Origin of the sequence: Streptomyces sp. NBC_01314 (assembly GCF_041435215.1) — a bacterium.
Taxonomy (GTDB): domain Bacteria; phylum Actinomycetota; class Actinomycetes; order Streptomycetales; family Streptomycetaceae; genus Streptomyces.
On the sequence record NZ_CP108394.1, the window covers coordinates 2,936,393 to 2,952,079 of the forward strand.

General features: G+C 69.8%; 10 protein-coding genes. 5 read left to right on the forward strand and 5 right to left on the reverse strand.

Translation table 11 applies throughout. The features are described from left to right. Nucleotides 1–71: 71 nt before the first annotated feature. The 5 genes from OG622_RS12930 (at nucleotide 72) to OG622_RS12950 (ending at nucleotide 7,968) form a co-directional block, all read left to right on the forward strand. Nucleotides 72–2,456, forward strand: a complete 2,385-nt coding sequence (locus OG622_RS12930) for a glycoside hydrolase family 2 protein (protein WP_371575926.1) — start codon at nucleotides 72–74, stop codon at nucleotides 2,454–2,456. Continuing rightward, nucleotides 2,453–3,508 (forward strand): LacI family DNA-binding transcriptional regulator, encoded by a 1,056-nt coding sequence (locus OG622_RS12935; protein ID WP_371575928.1) that lies wholly within the window; start codon nucleotides 2,453–2,455, stop codon nucleotides 3,506–3,508. Before OG622_RS12930 ends, OG622_RS12935 begins: the two co-directional genes overlap by 4 nt. 239 nt (nucleotides 3,509–3,747) lie before the next feature. Continuing rightward, a complete protein-coding gene (locus OG622_RS12940) occupies nucleotides 3,748–4,974 on the forward strand; it encodes an acetyl-CoA C-acyltransferase (protein WP_371575930.1) in 1,227 nt (408 codons plus the stop codon). After that, complete coding sequence (locus OG622_RS12945) at nucleotides 4,971–7,109, forward strand: 3-hydroxyacyl-CoA dehydrogenase NAD-binding domain-containing protein (RefSeq protein ID WP_371575932.1); 2,139 nt, start codon at nucleotides 4,971–4,973, stop codon at nucleotides 7,107–7,109. Before OG622_RS12940 ends, OG622_RS12945 begins: the two co-directional genes overlap by 4 nt. 484 nt (nucleotides 7,110–7,593) lie before the next feature. After that, entirely contained in the window at nucleotides 7,594–7,968 is a 375-nt protein-coding gene (locus OG622_RS12950) for an NTP pyrophosphohydrolase (RefSeq protein ID WP_371575933.1), read from the forward strand. A gap of 136 nt (nucleotides 7,969–8,104) precedes the next feature. Here OG622_RS12950 and OG622_RS12955 read toward each other — a convergent pair whose 3' ends face one another. The 5 genes from OG622_RS12955 to OG622_RS12975 all read right to left on the reverse strand — a co-directional run bounded on the left by OG622_RS12955 (nucleotide 8,105) and on the right by OG622_RS12975 (nucleotide 15,585). Continuing rightward, complete coding sequence (locus OG622_RS12955; protein WP_371575935.1) at nucleotides 8,105–9,628, reverse strand: amino acid permease; 1,524 nt, start codon at nucleotides 9,626–9,628, stop codon at nucleotides 8,105–8,107. A gap of 153 nt (nucleotides 9,629–9,781) precedes the next feature. After that, nucleotides 9,782–11,701: a 1-deoxy-D-xylulose-5-phosphate synthase gene (gene dxs, locus OG622_RS12960; RefSeq protein ID WP_371575937.1), complete on the reverse strand. Its 1,920-nt coding sequence runs from the start codon at nucleotides 11,699–11,701 to the stop codon at nucleotides 9,782–9,784. A gap of 336 nt (nucleotides 11,702–12,037) precedes the next feature. Continuing rightward, nucleotides 12,038–13,378: a sugar ABC transporter permease gene (locus OG622_RS12965; protein ID WP_371575939.1), complete on the reverse strand. Its 1,341-nt coding sequence runs from the start codon at nucleotides 13,376–13,378 to the stop codon at nucleotides 12,038–12,040. Beyond that, nucleotides 13,375–14,166: an ATP-binding cassette domain-containing protein gene (locus OG622_RS12970; protein WP_371575941.1), complete on the reverse strand. Its 792-nt coding sequence runs from the start codon at nucleotides 14,164–14,166 to the stop codon at nucleotides 13,375–13,377. The genes OG622_RS12965 and OG622_RS12970 overlap by 4 nt, the downstream gene beginning before the upstream one ends. Before the next feature lie 315 nt (nucleotides 14,167–14,481). Continuing rightward, complete coding sequence (locus tag OG622_RS12975; protein ID WP_371575943.1) at nucleotides 14,482–15,585, reverse strand: sugar ABC transporter substrate-binding protein; 1,104 nt, start codon at nucleotides 15,583–15,585, stop codon at nucleotides 14,482–14,484. Between the last annotated feature and the right edge of the window lie 102 nt (nucleotides 15,586–15,687).

A 15,687-nucleotide genomic window follows, 5' to 3' on the forward strand; every position in this document is an offset into this window, starting at 1 on the left:
TTTCGCCAAGGCTGCCGAAAGATTTCGCGCTACTGTCGATGGGCTGAACTGGACCGGTTTAGGGAGTGCGCATGCTGGATGCCACACCGCTCACCGAGGGCTGGATCCTGCGACATGGGGGAGATCCCCTTCCCGCCGAGGTACCCGGGTGCGTGCACACCGATCTGCTGGCGGCGGGGCTGATCCCGGACCCCTTCCTCGGGCGGAACGAGACCGAGGTGGCGTGGGTGGGACGCCGGGAGTGGACGTACGAGGTCGAGCTGCCGGGCGTCGGCGCGGCCGGCGGGCACGACCAGACCGATCTGGTCTTCGACGGGCTCGACACCGCCGCCGAGATCCGGCTCGACGGCCGGCTCCTGGGCTCCGTACGGAACATGCACCGCTCGTACCGCTTCGACATCACCGGCATGAGCGGACGGCTCCGCGTGAGCTTCGCCTCCGCGTACGCCGAGGCCGAGGCGGTGCGCGAGCGGCTCGGCGACCGGCCGAACACCTATCCCGAACCCTTCCAGTACATCAGGAAGATGGCCTGCTCCTTCGGCTGGGACTGGGGGCCGACGCTCGTGACGGCCGGGATCTGGCGGCCCGTCCGGCTGGAGAGGTGGTCGACGGCCCGTATCGCGCGGGTACGGCCCCTGGTGACCGTCGACGGCACGACCGGGCACGTGGAGCTGCTCGTCGACGTGGAGCGGGCGGCCGTGGAGGCGGGGCTGTGGCTGGAGGCCCGGGTGGGGGGTGTCAGCGCGGTCGCGGAGGTCGAGGGGACGAGCGGGGCCGTACGGCTGGAGGTCCCGGGCGTGGAGCTGTGGTGGCCGCGCGGCTACGGTGAACAACCCCTGTACGACGTCGAGTTGACTCTGCACAGCGAGAGCGGCGCACTCGATCTGTGGCGGCGGCGGGTCGGGTTCCGGGCCGTGGAACTGGACCGGAGCGCCGATGAGCACGGCACCGGGTTCACCCTCGTCGTCAACGGGGAGCGGCTGTTCGCGCGCGGGGTGAACTGGATCCCGGACGACGTGTTTCCGTCCCGGATCACACCCGAGCGGTATCGCGCACGGCTCACGCGGGCGGCCGAGGCCGGTGTCGACCTCGTACGGATCTGGGGCGGCGGGATCTACGAGAGCGAGGACTTCTACGACGTCTGCGACGAGTTGGGGCTGCTGGTCTGGCAGGACTTCCCCTTCGCATGCGCGGCCTACCCGGAGGAACAGCCGCTGCGGGGCGAGGTGGAGGCCGAGGCGCGGGAGAACGTCGTACGGCTGATGCCGCATCCGTCGCTGGTGCTGTGGAACGGCAACAACGAGAACCTGTGGGGGTTCAGGGACTGGGGCTGGGAGAAGCGGCTCGCCGGGGAGTCGTGGGGCGAGGGGTACTACCTGGGGCTGCTGCCGCGCGTCGTCGCGGAGTTGGACCCGACGCGGCCGTACGCGGCGGGCAGTCCCTGGTCGGGGTCCTGGGAGCGGCATCCGAACGACCCCGCGCACGGTACGCACCACTCCTGGGAGGTGTGGAACCGGGAGGACTACGCGGAGTACCGGGCGAACGTGCCCCGGTTCGTCGCCGAGTTCGGATGGCAGGCGCCGCCCGCGTACGCGACGCTGCGGCGGGCGCTGCCGGGTGAGGCCCTCGCCTCCGACTCGCCCGGGATGCTGCACCACCAGAAGGCGGAGGACGGCAACGGGAAGCTGGAGCGGGGGCTCACGCGTCATTTCGACCTGCCCGAGGGGGACTTCGACCGCTGGCACTATCTGACGCAGGTCAACCAGGCGCGGGCGGTCGCCGCCGGGATCGAGCACTGGCGCTCGCACTGGCCGGTGTGCGCGGGCACGATCGTGTGGCAGCTCAACGACTGCTGGCCGGTGACCTCCTGGGCCGCGATCGACGGGGACGGCAGGGAGAAGCCGCTCTACCACGAGCTGCGGCGGCTGTACGCGGACCGGTTGCTGTCGCTTCAGGTGCGGGGCGAGGGGCTGGTGCTGGCCGCCGTCAATCAGGCGGGCGAGGCGTGGGACCCGGCGGGTGTGCGGCTGCGGCGGATGTCCGTGGAGGGGAGCGTCGTCGCCGAGACGACGGTGAGCGTGTCGGCCGCCGCGCGTACGGTCGCCGGCGTTCGGGTGCCGCGCGAGGTGGAGCCCGTGGGGGCGAAGGAGTTTCTCGTGGCCGACGGCGAGGGGCTGCGGGCGGTGTACTTTCCGGTGCCGGATCGTGAGGTGCCGTATCCGCGGCCGGAGTTCGACGTCGAGGTCGGGCCGGATTCGGTGACCGTGACGGCTCGGACGCTGGTGCGGGATCTGCTGTTCCAGGCGGACCGCCTGGGGGCGGCGGCTCGGGCGGACACCGGGCTGGTCACGTTGTTGCCGGGCGAGCGGGTGACCATCGGGGTCCGGGGGTGGGAGGACGTGCCGAGCGTGGAGGACGTGCGGCGGGCTCTGTACTGCGTGGAGTCCGCGCGATGAGTGTCTCACCGACGCCGCCCCCGGCCCCGCCCCCTGTCCCTCGCGTGACCATCAAGGACGTCGCGGCGCTTGCCGGGGTGTCCAAGGGGGCGGTGTCGCTCGCGTTCAACCGGAAGCCGGGGCTGGCCGACGCCACGCGGGACCGGATCTTCGCGGCGGCGCGCGAGCTGGGGTGGGCGCCGAATCTGGCGGCTCGGTCGCTGTCGAGTCAGCGGGTGGACGTCGTGGGGCTGGCGATCTGCCGGCCGGCGAAGCTGCTGGGGCTCGAACCGTTCTACATGGAGTTCATCTCCGGGGTGGAGAGCGTGCTGACCGAGAGGTCCTGCTCGCTGCTGCTGCGCCTCGTGCGCAATCTGGAGGAGGAGGTGGGGCTTCAGGACGCGTGGTGGCGGGGGCGGCAGGTCAGTGGGTCGATTCTCGTCGATTTCCGCGCGGATGATCCGAGAGTGACCGCGGTGGGGCGACTGGGGATGCCGGTGGTGGCCGTCGGCCATCCGTCGCTGACCGGAGGGCTCACGTCCGTGTGGACGGACGACGCGACCGCCGTGACGGAGGCGGTGCGGTATCTGGCGGCGCTGGGGCACCGGCGGATCGCGCGGGTGGGAGGCGCGGTCTCGTTGGGGCACTCGGCCCTTCGTACGGCGGCGTTCGAGAAGGCCGCCGCTTCGCTGGTGTCGGCCCGGGTCTGGCAGGTGGCGACCGACTTCTCCGGAGAGGCGGGGGCGCGGGCGACGCGAGCGTTGTTGACCGGCGCCGACGGGGACCGGCCGACCGCGATCGTGTACGACAACGACATCATGGCGGTGGCGGGGCTCTCCGTGGCGGCGGAGATGGGGGTGCGCGTTCCTGAGGATGTCTCGTTGCTCGCCTGGGACGACTCGCAGCTCTGCCGGCTGACGCGGCCGACGCTCTCCGCGATGAGTCATGACGTGCATGGGTTCGGGGCGGATGTGGCGCGGACGTTGTTCGACGTGATCGCCGGAGACGGGGCTTCTCATCCGGTGGCCACACCCGTGCTGGTTCCCCGGGGATCCACCGCGCCCGCGCCTTGAGCGCCGTACGGGACCGCGGGACGGGACGGCAGGTTCGTTCGGGCTGGTCGCGCGGTTCCTCGCGCCTCCGAGGCACATTGCTGTAACCGGCGGTAACATGAGGAACCCGTGTGACCTTCGCCGCTCCCCCGTCCAGGGGTGTGCAGCACTGTTACTCGTAAGTAGCATGGGGGCTGAGCGCCCGCTCAGCGGTTGCGCATCGCAGCAGTGCCGTCCCGCACCTCTGGAGGAGAGCCATCGTGCCTCGTACCGTCAAGGATGTCGTCTTCGTCGACGGCGTCCGCACCCCGTTCGGCAAGGCGGGCCCGAAGGGCATCTACCACGAGACCCGCGCCGACGACCTCGTCGTGAAGGCGATCCGGGAGCTGCTGCGCCGCAACCCCGGTCTGGAGCCCGCGAAGATCGACGAGGTCGCCATCGCCGCGACCACGCAGATCGGTGACCAGGGGCTCACCATCGGCCGTACGGCGGGCATCCTCGCCGGTCTGCCGCAGTCGGTCCCCGGTTACTCCATCGACCGCATGTGCGCCGGCGCCCTGACCGCCGTCACCTCGGTCGCCGGTTCCGTCGCCTTCGGCGCGTACGACATCGCCATCGCCGGTGGTGTCGAGCACATGGGCCGCCACCCGATGGGCGAGGGCGTGGACCCGAACCCCCGGTTCGTCAGCGAGAAGCTGGTCGACGAGTCCGCCCTGTTCATGGGCATGACGGCCGAGAACCTGCACGACCGGTACCCGACGATCACCAAGCAGCGCGCCGACGAGTACGCCGTGCGCTCGCAGGAGAAGGCCGCCAAGGCCTACGCCAACGGCAAGATCCAGGCCGACCTGGTGCCGATCTCGGTGCGACGGACCAACCCCGAGGCCGGCGAGACGGGCTGGGGCCTGGTCACCGCCGACGAGCCGATGCGGCCGGGGACGACCCTGGAGAACCTGTCGGGCCTCAAGACCCCCTTCCGCGTCCACGGGCGGGTCACCGCCGGTAACGCGGCCGGTCTGAACGACGGCGCGACCGCCTCGCTCATCGCCTCCGAGGACTTCGCCCGCGCGAACAACCTCCCGGTGAAGATGCGCCTCGTCGCGTACTCCTTCGCGGGTGTCGAGCCGGAGGTCATGGGCTACGGCCCGATCCCGGCGACGGAGAAGGCGCTCGCCCAGGCGGGGCTGTCCATCGACGACATCGGTCTGTTCGAGATCAACGAGGCCTTCGCAGTCCAGGTGCTGGCCTTCCTGGAGCACTACGGCATCGCCGACGACGACGCGCGCGTCAACCAGTACGGCGGCGCGATCGCGTTCGGCCACCCGCTGGCCTCCTCGGGTGTGCGTCTCATGACGCAGCTCGCCCGTCAGTTCGAGGAGCAGCCCGAGGTCCGCTACGGCCTCACCACCATGTGCGTCGGCTTCGGCATGGGCGCGACGGTCATCTGGGAGAACCCGCACTTCGAGTCCGCCGGAGGCAGCAAGTGAGCACCACCGCTGAGCTTTTGAAGGGTGCGGCCGAGCTGTTCCCCGACGAGGTCGTGACGTCCGCGCACGTACGCCACCTCGACCTGCCGTTCGGCGCCGGGCGCTTCGCGCTCATCACGCTGGACAACGGCCTCGACCACACCAAGCCGACCACCTTCGGCCCGGCGTCGCTGGCGAACCTGAACACCGCCCTCGACCAGGTCGAGAAGGAGGCCTCGGCCGGCGAGATCATCGGTGTCGGTGTCACCGGCAAGCCGTTCATCTTCGCCGTCGGCGCCGACCTCAAGGGCGTCGAACTGCTGAAGGAGCACGAGCACGCGCTCGCCATCGGCAAGGGCGGTCACGAGGTCTTCAAGCGGCTGTCCGCGCTCGCCGTCCCGACCTTCGCGTACTACAACGGTGCCGCGATGGGCGGTGGCGTCGAGGTCGGTCTGCACTGCGCCTACCGGACCGTCTCGAAGGCCATCCCGGCCTTCTCCCTCCCCGAGGTCTTCCTCGGTCTGGTCCCGGGCTGGGGCGGCTGCGCGCTGCTGCCGAACCTGATCGGTGCCGACAAGGCCGTCTCGGTGATCATCGAGAACAGCCTCAACCAGAACAAGCAGCTCAAGGGCCAGCAGGTCTTCGACCTCGGCATCGCGGACGCGATCTTCGAGGGCGCCGACTTCCTGGAGCAGTCGCTGATCTGGACGGCGAACGTCCTCAAGGGCGACGTCACCGTCGAGCGTCCCGTCATCGACCGCGGTGAGGCCTGGGACCAGGCCGTCGCCAAGGGCCGGTCCATCGCGGACAGCAAGGTGCACGGGGCGGCCCCGGCCGCGTACCGCGCGCTGGACATCATCGAGGCCGCCAAGAACGGCGACCTCCAGCAGGGCTTCGACGCCGAGGACGTCGCCCTCGCCGACCTGATCATGGGTGGCGAGCTGCGCTCCGGTATCTACGCCTTCAACCTGGTGCAGAAGCGCGGCAAGCGTCCCGCCGGTGCGCCGGACAAGTCGCTGGCCCGTCCGGTCACCAAGGTCGGTGTCGTCGGCGCCGGTCTGATGGCCTCCCAGCTCGCGCTGCTCTTCCTGCGCCGCCTGGAGGTGCCGGTCGTACTGACCGACATCGACCAGGAGCGCGTCGACAAGGGTGTGGGCTACGTCCACGCCGAGATCGACAAGCTGCTGCTCAAGAGCCGGATCAACCAGGACAAGGCCAACCGCCTCAAGGCGCTGGTCACCGGTGTCCTGGACAAGGCCGAGGGCTTCGCGGACGCGGACTTCATCATCGAGGCCGTCTTCGAGGAGATCGGCGTCAAGCAGCAGGTGTTCGCGGAGGTCGAGGCGGTCGCCCCGGCGCACGCGATCCTCGCCACCAACACCTCCTCGCTGTCGGTGACCGAGATGGCGTCGAAGCTGAAGAACCCCGAGCGGGTCGTCGGCTTCCACTTCTTCAACCCGGTCGCGATCCTGCCGCTCCTGGAGATCGTCCGGGGCGAGACCACGGACGACGCCTCCCTCGCCACGGCCTTCGCCGTCGCCAAGAAGCTGAAGAAGACCGCGGTCCTGGTGAAGGACGCCCCGGCGTTCGTCGTGAACCGCATCCTCACCCGCTTCATGGGCGAGATCCAGAACGTCATCGACGAGGGCACGTCGGTCGAGGTCGCCGAGAAGGCGGTCGAGCCGCTGGGTCTGCCGATGTCGCCGCTGGTGCTCCTGGAGCTGGTGGGCCCGGCCATCGGTCTGCACGTCTCGGAGACCCTCAACCGGGCCTTCCCGGACCGCTTCACGGTCTCTCCCAACCTCGCCGCCGTCGTCAAGGCCGGCAAGCGCGGCTTCTACGTCTACTCCGCGGAGAACGGCTTCAAGCCGGAGCTGGACCCCGAGGTCGCCGCGCTCCTCAAGCAGGGCGATGTCGTCCTGTCCGAGGAGCAGGTGCGGGCCCGCGTCCTCGACGCCGTCGCCCAGGAGATCGGGCTCATGCTCGACGAGGGTGTCGTCGCCGAGGCGCAGGACATCGACCTCTGCCTGATCACCGGCGCCGGCTGGCCCTTCCACCTGGGCGGCATCACGCCGTACCTGGACCGCGAGGGCGTCAGCGAGCGCGTCAACGGCAAGAAGTTCCTGGAGACCGGGACGGCTTCGGTCCCCGCGTGACGGTCGTACGGGCATGACGGCCGTACGGGTATGAGGAGGGCCTCCGCTTTCGGGCGGAGGCCCTCCTGTCCTGTCCGGCCGACGGCGAGGTCGGCCTGCTCGTGACCTCGGGGAGAAGCCGCCCATGAGCAGGGCCCGGCCCACGGGGCCGAGTGCGGTGATCAGGGCCCGCCGTCCGCCGGCCTCGCCGTCGTTGCCGTAGCCGCGCTGCTGCCGGTCGGGGAACTCCTCGGCGAGCATCCCGAAGGCGCGGATCAACGCAGCATGACGCCGACGCCCGCGTTGCGGGCGAGGACATGGACACTGCCGCCGGCGCTCACTCCCCCGGTCGGTGTCGAGGCGCGTGGCCTTCGCCCGGTCCTTGTGCGGATCGCCCAGCGAACGCCACTCGGTGACGGGCCCGCCGGTCCGGTACCGGATGACGTACACGCAGGATGAACGTTCACCGGCACGGCGTGGCCGTCGGGCATGCGACCCTGACCCCATGGACGACCCCTTGCTCGTGATCGTCGACGCCGCGAACGTCGTCGGCTCCGTGCCCGACGGCTGGTGGCGCGACCGACGTGGCGCGGCGGAACGCCTGCGCGACCGGCTGGCCCGGGACGGGGTTCCCGGCCGGGACGAGCCCGTCGAACTCGTGATGGTCGTCGAGGGTGCCGCCCGCGGAGTGACACCGGTACCCGGCGTACGCGTCGAAGCGGCACCCCGCAGCGGCGACGACCGCATCGTGGAACTGGTCGCCGAGGAGGCCCACGACCGCCCCTGTCTCGTCGTCACCGCCGACCGCGAACTGCGGCGCAGGGTGGGCGAGTTGGGCGCCGAGGTGACCGGGCCGCGGGCGGTGCGCGGGGAGTCCTGAACGGTCGTCCGTCCGCCCGCCCGGCGGAGCGAGGGCGTGTCGGCCCGGTCCGGCACGCCGTCCGGCCCCGCAGACCCGCGTGAAGCGGGAAGCGGGACGTACGGGGCCTGCGAGTGGAACGGCTTGCCGAGGTCGGCTACGGGGCGTCGCCGCCCGGCGGCTTGACGCCGCCGCCCGCGGCGGTCCCCTCCTGGCGTCCGAGGCGGCTGTGCGAGCGACCGTAGACGAAGTAGACGAGGAAGCCGAGGATCATCCAGCCGGCGAAGCGGAGCCAGGTCTCGGTGGGCAGGTTGAGCATCAGCCACAGCGAGGCGCACACCGACAGGACCGGGACGAACGGCACCCAGGGGGTGCGGAACGCCCGGGGCAGGTCGGGGCGGGTCCGGCGGAGGATGACCACGCCGATCGCGACGACCACGAAGGCGAACAGCGTGCCGATGTTCACCAGCTCGGCCAGCTCGCTCAGCGGGGTGAAGCCCGCGAGGATCGCGATGACCACACCGAGCAGGATGGTCGGCCGGTGCGGGGTCTTGAACCGGGGGTGGACGCGGGAGAAGAAGCGCGGCAGCAGCCCGTCACGGCTCATCGCGAAGAACACCCGGGTCTGGCCGAGCAGCAGGATCATGCACACGGTCGTCAGGCCGACGGCGGCGCCGAAGCTGATGAAGCCCGCGAACCACGGGTGTCCGGTGGCCTTGAAGGCGTCGGCGAGCGGCGCGGTCACCGACAGCCTGGTGTAGTGCTGCATGCCGGTGACGACGATCGACACCGCCACGTACAGCGTGGTGCAGATGACGAGGGAGCCGAGGATGCCCCGGGGCATGTCCCGCTGCGGGTTCTTCGTCTCCTCGGCTGCCGTGGCGACGACGTCGAAGCCGATGAACGCGAAGAAGACGACGGAGGCGGCCGTGAAGATGCCCATCACACCGAAGTTGGAGGGCGCCCAGCCGAACATCAGCTGGATGAGCGGCGATTGGAGGCTTTCGCCCGCGGGCACCGCCTGCGCCTTCGGGACGAACGGGTCGTAGTTGGCGCCCTTGACGAAGAAGGCGCCCGCGATGATCACGGTCAGGACGACCGTCACCTTGATGGCGACGACCACGGAGGTGACGCGCGCGGAGAGCTTGGTGCCGATCACGAGGACGGCGGTGAGGATCAGGACGAGCGCGGCGGCCAGGATGTCGAAGCCGAAGCCGTCGGCCCCGTCCCTCGTGCTGAGCGCCGCAGGCAGCTCCCAGCCCGCGTTGGTCAGCAGCGAATGGATGTAGCCGGACCAGCCGACGGCCACCACCGCCGTCCCCAGCGCGAACTCCAGGACCAGGTCCCAGCCGATGATCCAGGCGGGCAACTCCCCGAGGGAGGCGTACGAGAAGGTGTACGCGGACCCGGCGACCGGGACCGTGGACGCGAACTCCGCGTAGCAGAGGGCCGCGAGCGCGCAGACGACGCCGGCCACGACGAAGGCGAGGGCCACGGCGGGACCGGCGTTGTTCTTGGCCACCGTGCCGGTGAGGACGAAGATGCCGGTGCCGATGATGACACCGACGCCGAAGACCGTCAGATCCAGCGCGGACAAGGATTTCTTGAGCGCGTGTTCCGGTTCCTCGGTATCGCGGATGGACTGCTCGACCTTCTTCGTCCGAAAGAGTGTGCTGCTCACAGGCGGACCTCCCACGCTTGTCGTCCTCGACATGATCGAGCGAAGCCGAGACTGGGGGAGCGTCTGCCCCGGCGCGAGCGGTTTCACGCGAATGGGCCGGTCTCACCACCGTAAAGGATGGCGAAACCGGCCCGAACGGCCCGACCGGACAGATCAGTCGCGCGCGGGCTCCACCTCCGCGGCGGCGTCGCCGAACCGGCCGTCGATCTTGGAGACCAGCCCGGTGACCTGGCGGGCGATGTCGGGCGCGGTGAGCCCGATCTCGGCCAGGACCTCGGCGCGGGTGGCGTGGTCGAGGAAGCGCGGCGGGATGCCGAAGTCGCGCAGCGGGATGTCGACCCCGGCGTCACGCAGCGCCTGGGCGACGGCCGAGCCGACGCCGCCGACCCGGGAGTTGTCCTCGACGGTGACGACCACGCGGTGCTTGTCGGCGAGCGGCGCCATGTGTTCGTCGACCGGCTTGACCCAGCGCGGGTCGACGACGGTCGTGGTGATGCCCTGCTTGTCGAGCAGGCCCGCGATCTCCAGGCACATCGGCGCGAGGGCGCCGACGGAGACGAGGAGGACGTCCGGGGTGTCGGTGCCCGGCTCACGCAGCACGTCCATGCCGCCGACGCGGCGCAGGGCGGGTACGGCGGGGCCGACGGCGCCCTTGGAGAAGCGCACCACGGTCGGCGCGTCGGTGACCTCGACGGCCTCGCGCAGCTGGGCGCGGACCTGGTCGGCGTCACGCGGCGCGGCGAGCCTGAGCCCGGGCACGACCTGGAGGATCGACATGTCCCACATGCCGTTGTGCGAGGCCCCGTCGGTGCCGGTGACACCGGCGCGGTCGAGCACGAACGTCACCCCGCACTTGTGCAGGGCGACATCCATCAGCACCTGGTCGAAGGCACGGTTGAGGAAGGTGGCGTACACCGCGAAGACGGGGTGCACCCCGCCCGTGGCGAGGCCCGCCGCCGAGACGGCGGCGTGCTGCTCGGCGATACCTACGTCGTACACGCGGTCGGGGAAGGCCTTGGCGAACTTGTCGAGGCCGACCGGCTGGAGCATGGCCGCCGTGATGGCGACGATGTCCTCGCGCTCCTTGCCGAGTTTGACCATCTCCTCGCCGAAGACGGAGGTCCAGTCGGCGCCGGAGGAGGCGATCGGCAGACCCGTGTCCGGGTGGATCTTGCCGACGGCGTGGAAGCGGTCCGCCTCGTCCTGGAGGGCGGGCTGGTAGCCGCGGCCCTTCTCGGTGAGGCAGTGCACGATGACCGGCCCGCCGAACCGCTTGGCGCGGGCGAGCGCGGACTCCAGCGCCTCGATGTCGTGCCCGTCGATCGGCCCGACGTACTTGAGTCCCAGATCCTCGAACATGCCCTGCGGGGCGATGAAGTCCTTCAGCCCCTTCTTGGCGCCGTGCAGCGTCTCGTAGAGGGGCCGGCCGACGACGGGCGTCCGCTCCAGCAGGTCCTTGCCGCGGGCCAGGAACCGCTCGTAGCCGTCGGTCGTGCGCAGGGTGGCCAGGTGGTTGGCGAGCCCGCCGATGGTCGGCGCGTACGAGCGCTCGTTGTCGTTGACGACGATGACCAGGGGCCTGTCCTTGGCGTCCGCGATGTTGTTGAGCGCCTCCCAGGCCATACCGCCGGTGAGCGCGCCGTCGCCGATGACCGCGACCACGTGGTCGTCGCGTTTCAGCACCTGGTTGGCCTTGGCGAGGCCGTCGGCCCAGCCCAGCACCGTGGAGGCGTGGCTGTTCTCGATGACGTCGTGCTCGGACTCGGCCTGCGAGGGGTAGCCGGAGAGGCCGCCCTTCATCTTCAGCCGGGAGAAGTCCTGACGACCGGTGAGGAGCTTGTGGACGTAGGACTGGTGGCCCGTGTCCCAGAGCACCTTGTCCTTGGGCGAGTCGAAGACCCGGTGCAGGGCGATGGTGAGCTCGACCACGCCGAGGTTCGGGCCGAGGTGGCCGCCGGTCTTCGACACCGCCTCCACGAGGAAGGTCCGGATCTCCTCCGCCAGCCGGTCCAACTCCTCCAGGCTGAGCCGGTCCAGATCGCGCGGTCCCCTGATGCGGGTCAGCAGCGGCACCCGTGCCTCCTTGCGATAGTGCTGTTCGAGCGTTATCGGGCTCGTCGAAGTCTAATCTTCCGCGCGGACAGCCGACCGCCGGGCGGTCGACTCCCACGTCACGCAAACAGCCGTAAACCATCCTGCGCAGACGTACCCGTACGAAACGTCCGACAACAAAGAGAAGTGCCCGGCACCAGGATTGGTGCCGAGCACTTGTTCGCAAGGGGTCACTGCCGCGCCGTGAAGGAGCGCGGGGCTGTTACATATGCGGCTCCGCCGCGCGGGCGCGATCTGCCACGGACAACCCGCGGCCGACGACGGACGGCACCCCAACAGCGCCCCTCCGTCAGACCGCTACGCGCGACCCGCCGCCTTCTGGCTCTTGCGGGAGACGGAGTCGATGACGACCGCACCCAGCAGAACCGCACCCGTGATCATGTACTGGATCGACTGGTTCATGTTCAGCAGGTCGAGTCCCGTCTGGATCGACTGGATGACCAGCATGCCGAGCAGCGCCGACCACACCGACCCACGCCCACCGAAGAGGCTGGTACCGCCGATGACGGCCGCGGCGATCGCGAGCATCAGCGTGTTGCCGCTGCCGGCGGACAGCGTCGCGCTCGCGGTCTGCCCGGCGAAGAACATGCCGCCGATCGCCGCGAAGCCACCGGAGATGGCGAACACGGAGATCCGGACCATCGGCACGTTGATACCGGCACGGCGGGCGGCCTCGATGCCGCCGCCGACCGCGAAGACCTTGCGGCCGTAGGTCGTACGACGCAGCACGAAGTCCACGATCACCAGCGCCACGAGGAAGATCACCAGCGCGTTGGACACACCGGACGCGTCGTTGAGCACGACGGCGGCGGCGAAGGACGCGACGGCGAGCGCGCCGACGCGCAGCAGGATCTCGCTGGTCGGCCGGAACGGCACGCCCGCGGCCCGGCGGCGGCGCTGCTCGCTGAGGTTGCCGACGAGAGAGAGGACGACGGCGACACCGGCCAGGAGGTACGCGCCGATGATGGCCTGGTCCATGAAGAAGGAGCTCTGGCCGAGCAGGTGGACCGGACCCGTGTCGGACGGGATGTTGATCGTGCCGCTGTCACCCAGCAGCCACAGCATCAGGCCGTTCCAGCCGAGGAAGCCGGCCAGGGTGACGACGAACGCCGGCACTCCGATCCTGGCGAAGAACCAGCCCTGCAGCGCGCCGATGACGATACCGGTGAGGATCGCGAGGACCAGCGCCAGCCAGGCATTCATGCCGTTGCTCACCGCGAACACGGCGAACACGGTGGAGGCCAGACCGCTGACCGAGCCCACGGACAGGTCGATCTCGCCGAGCAGCAGCACGAACACCAGGCCGATGGCGAGCATGCCGGTGGCCGAGAGGTAGTAGCTGATGCTCGAAAGGTTGTCGGCGCTCAGGAAGCGGTCGTTCTGCAGCTGGAAGATCGTCCAGATGACGATCAGGCCGATGACCACCGGCAGCGAGCCCAGCTCGCCGCCCTTCACCTTGCGCTTGAACTCGGTGACGTAGCCCTTGAGGCCCTCTTCGCGGATCAGCAGACGCGGATCGACGACGGTGACCGGGGCCGCCGTGGGGTCGTCGGCGGGAGCGACCGTGGTCTGGCCCTCCGCCGCGCCCTCGACGGTCTTCGCGGAATCACTCTTCACGGTCTTGGACGTGTCGCTCACTTTGCCGCCTCCGTGGTGCGCCGCCCCGCGCGACGGGTCACGGCGTTGTCCGTGGCACCCGTGATCGCGGCGATGATCTCTTCGTGGCTGGTGTCCTTCACGGAGAAGGAACCGTTGTTCCTGCCCAGACGCAGGACGGCGACGGTGTCCGCGACCGCCTTGACGTCGGCCATGTTGTGGCTGATGAGGATGACGGCGAGGTTGCGCTCGCGCAGCCGCTCGACCAGGTCGAGGACCTGCGCGGTCTGCTCGACGCCGAGGGCGGCGGTGGGCTCGTCGAGGATGACGAGCTGGGGGTCACCGATCAGGGCGCGGGCGATGGCCACGACCTGGCGCTGACCGCCGGAAAGGCTCGCGATCGGGATGCGGACGCTCGGGATGCGGATCGAGAGCGTGGACAGCAGCTCGCGGGAGTTCTTCTCCATCGACACCTCGTCGATGACACCCCGGCGCAGCAGTTCGCGCCCGAGGTAGAGGTTGCCGACGACATCGAGGTTGTCGCAGAGCGCGAGGTCCTGGTAGACCGTCGCGACGCCGAGTCCCTGGGCGTCGTGCGGCCTGTTGATCTTCACCGGGCCGCCCTGCCACTCGATGACGCCCTCATCGATGGGGTGGACACCCGCGATCGTCTTGACCAGGGTGGACTTTCCTGCGCCGTTGTCGCCCACCAGGGCGACCACTTCTCCGGCGTGAACCTCCAGATCGACGTCGGTGAGTGCCTGCACCGCACCGAATCGCTTGGAGACTCCGCGCAACGCCAACACGGGCGTAGCGGACACGTGAACCATCTCCTTCGCCGCCTGACCGGCGGGGATGCCGCGCTTGAGACCAGGCGCGGAGGATGTGCGGGCCCCTCGACATGGGGGCCGTCGCACAAGGCTTACAAAGTGAACATGTGAATTACCCGCCGCGCTCGGCAGCGCCCCGTAGGGACGCGGGGAAACGCGCGACCAGCCACGAAGGTGCGACGGACGACCGACAACCGACGGCCCCGTCGCGACACCACCAGCGGAGCGCCCGGACAGCGGTTCCGTCCGACGCCCGCCCCGGAAGCGGGGTATGAGGTGGGGCGGGCGCCGGACAGGCTCAGCGGGCCGGAGTGGTTACTTCAGACCGGCGGACTCGCAGGCCTTGGCGTACTCGGGGGTGCAGATGTCGGCGACCGTGTACAGGCCGTCCTTGACCACCGTGTCGTTGATGTTCTCCTTGGTGACGGAGACCGGGGTCAGCAGCTTCGCCTGGACCTTGTCGCCGGAGCCGCTGGTCACCGTGGTGTCGGCCAGGGACTTGATGTCCTTGCCCTCCAGCAGGTTGACCGCGAGCTCGGCGGCCGTGTCGGCCTCCGGCTTGTAGGCCTTGTAGACCGTGGAGGACTGGGTGCCGGCGACGAGCCGCTGGATGGCGGCGAGCTCGGCGTCCTGACCGGTCAGCGGGATGTTGCTGATCTTCGCACCCTTGAGGGTGTTGGCGATGCCACCGGCCATGCCGTCGTTGGCGGCGTAGACGCCCGCGATGTTCTTGGCGCCCAGCTGGGTGATCGCCGCGGACATCTTCTGGGCGGCGACGGTGTCCTTCCACAGGCCGGTCTGCTCGTAGGCGATGTCGACCTTGCCGTCGAGGGCCTTGTGGGCGCCTTCCTTGAACTGGCCGGCGTTCGGGTCGGCGTCGTCGCCGTTGATCATGACGACCTTGGCCTTGGGGGTCGCCTTGTCGCCGAGCGCGTCGAGCAGGGCCTGGCCCTGGAGCTCGCCGACCTTGACGTTGTCGAAGGAGACGTAGGCCGAGACCGGGCCCTGGGCGAGACGGTCGTAGGCGACGACCTTGACGCCCTTGTCCACCGCGGACTGGATGGAGGACTTGATCGCGGCGGAGTCCTGGGCGGAGATCACGATGACCTTGACACCCTTGGTCACCATGCTGGTCATCTGCTGCGCCTGTTTGGCGGGGTCGGCGGCGGCGTTCGCGTACTGGACGTCACAGTCGGAGCAGAGCTCCTTGACCTTGTCCTCGAAGTACGGCCGGTCGAACTTCTCGTAGCGCGCGGTGACGTTGTCGGGCAGGAGCAGGCCGATCGACTTGCTGTCCGAGCCGCTGTCGCTACCGCTGTCCGAGTCGTTGTCGTCGCCGGCCTTGCCACAGGCCGCCACGGACAGCGCCAGCGAGATCGCGGTGGCGCCGATCGCGACTCTACGCATCGTTGCGTTCATTTGGGTTGTGCCTCCCTGACAGGGCCGCAGCACTGCGGCCGAGGTGGCTGGAAGTCAACTCGGCCACACGTGCGACGTCAAGAAGTAAATCCTTAACGGGTT

Excerpts from the sequence above, each read along its gene's own strand:
- OG622_RS12930 (WP_371575926.1), top strand. The coding sequence starts at position 72 with ATGCTGGATGCCACACCGCTCACCGAGGGCTGGATCCTGCGACATGGG.
- OG622_RS12935 (WP_371575928.1), top strand. The coding sequence starts at position 2,453 with ATGAGTGTCTCACCGACGCCGCCCCCGGCCCCGCCCCCTGTCCCTCGC.
- OG622_RS12950 (WP_371575933.1), top strand. The coding sequence starts at position 7,594 with ATGGACGACCCCTTGCTCGTGATCGTCGACGCCGCGAACGTCGTCGGC.
- OG622_RS12970 (WP_371575941.1), bottom strand. The coding sequence starts at position 14,166 with ATGGTTCACGTGTCCGCTACGCCCGTGTTGGCGTTGCGCGGAGTCTCC.
- OG622_RS12975 (WP_371575943.1), bottom strand. The coding sequence starts at position 15,585 with ATGAACGCAACGATGCGTAGAGTCGCGATCGGCGCCACCGCGATCTCG.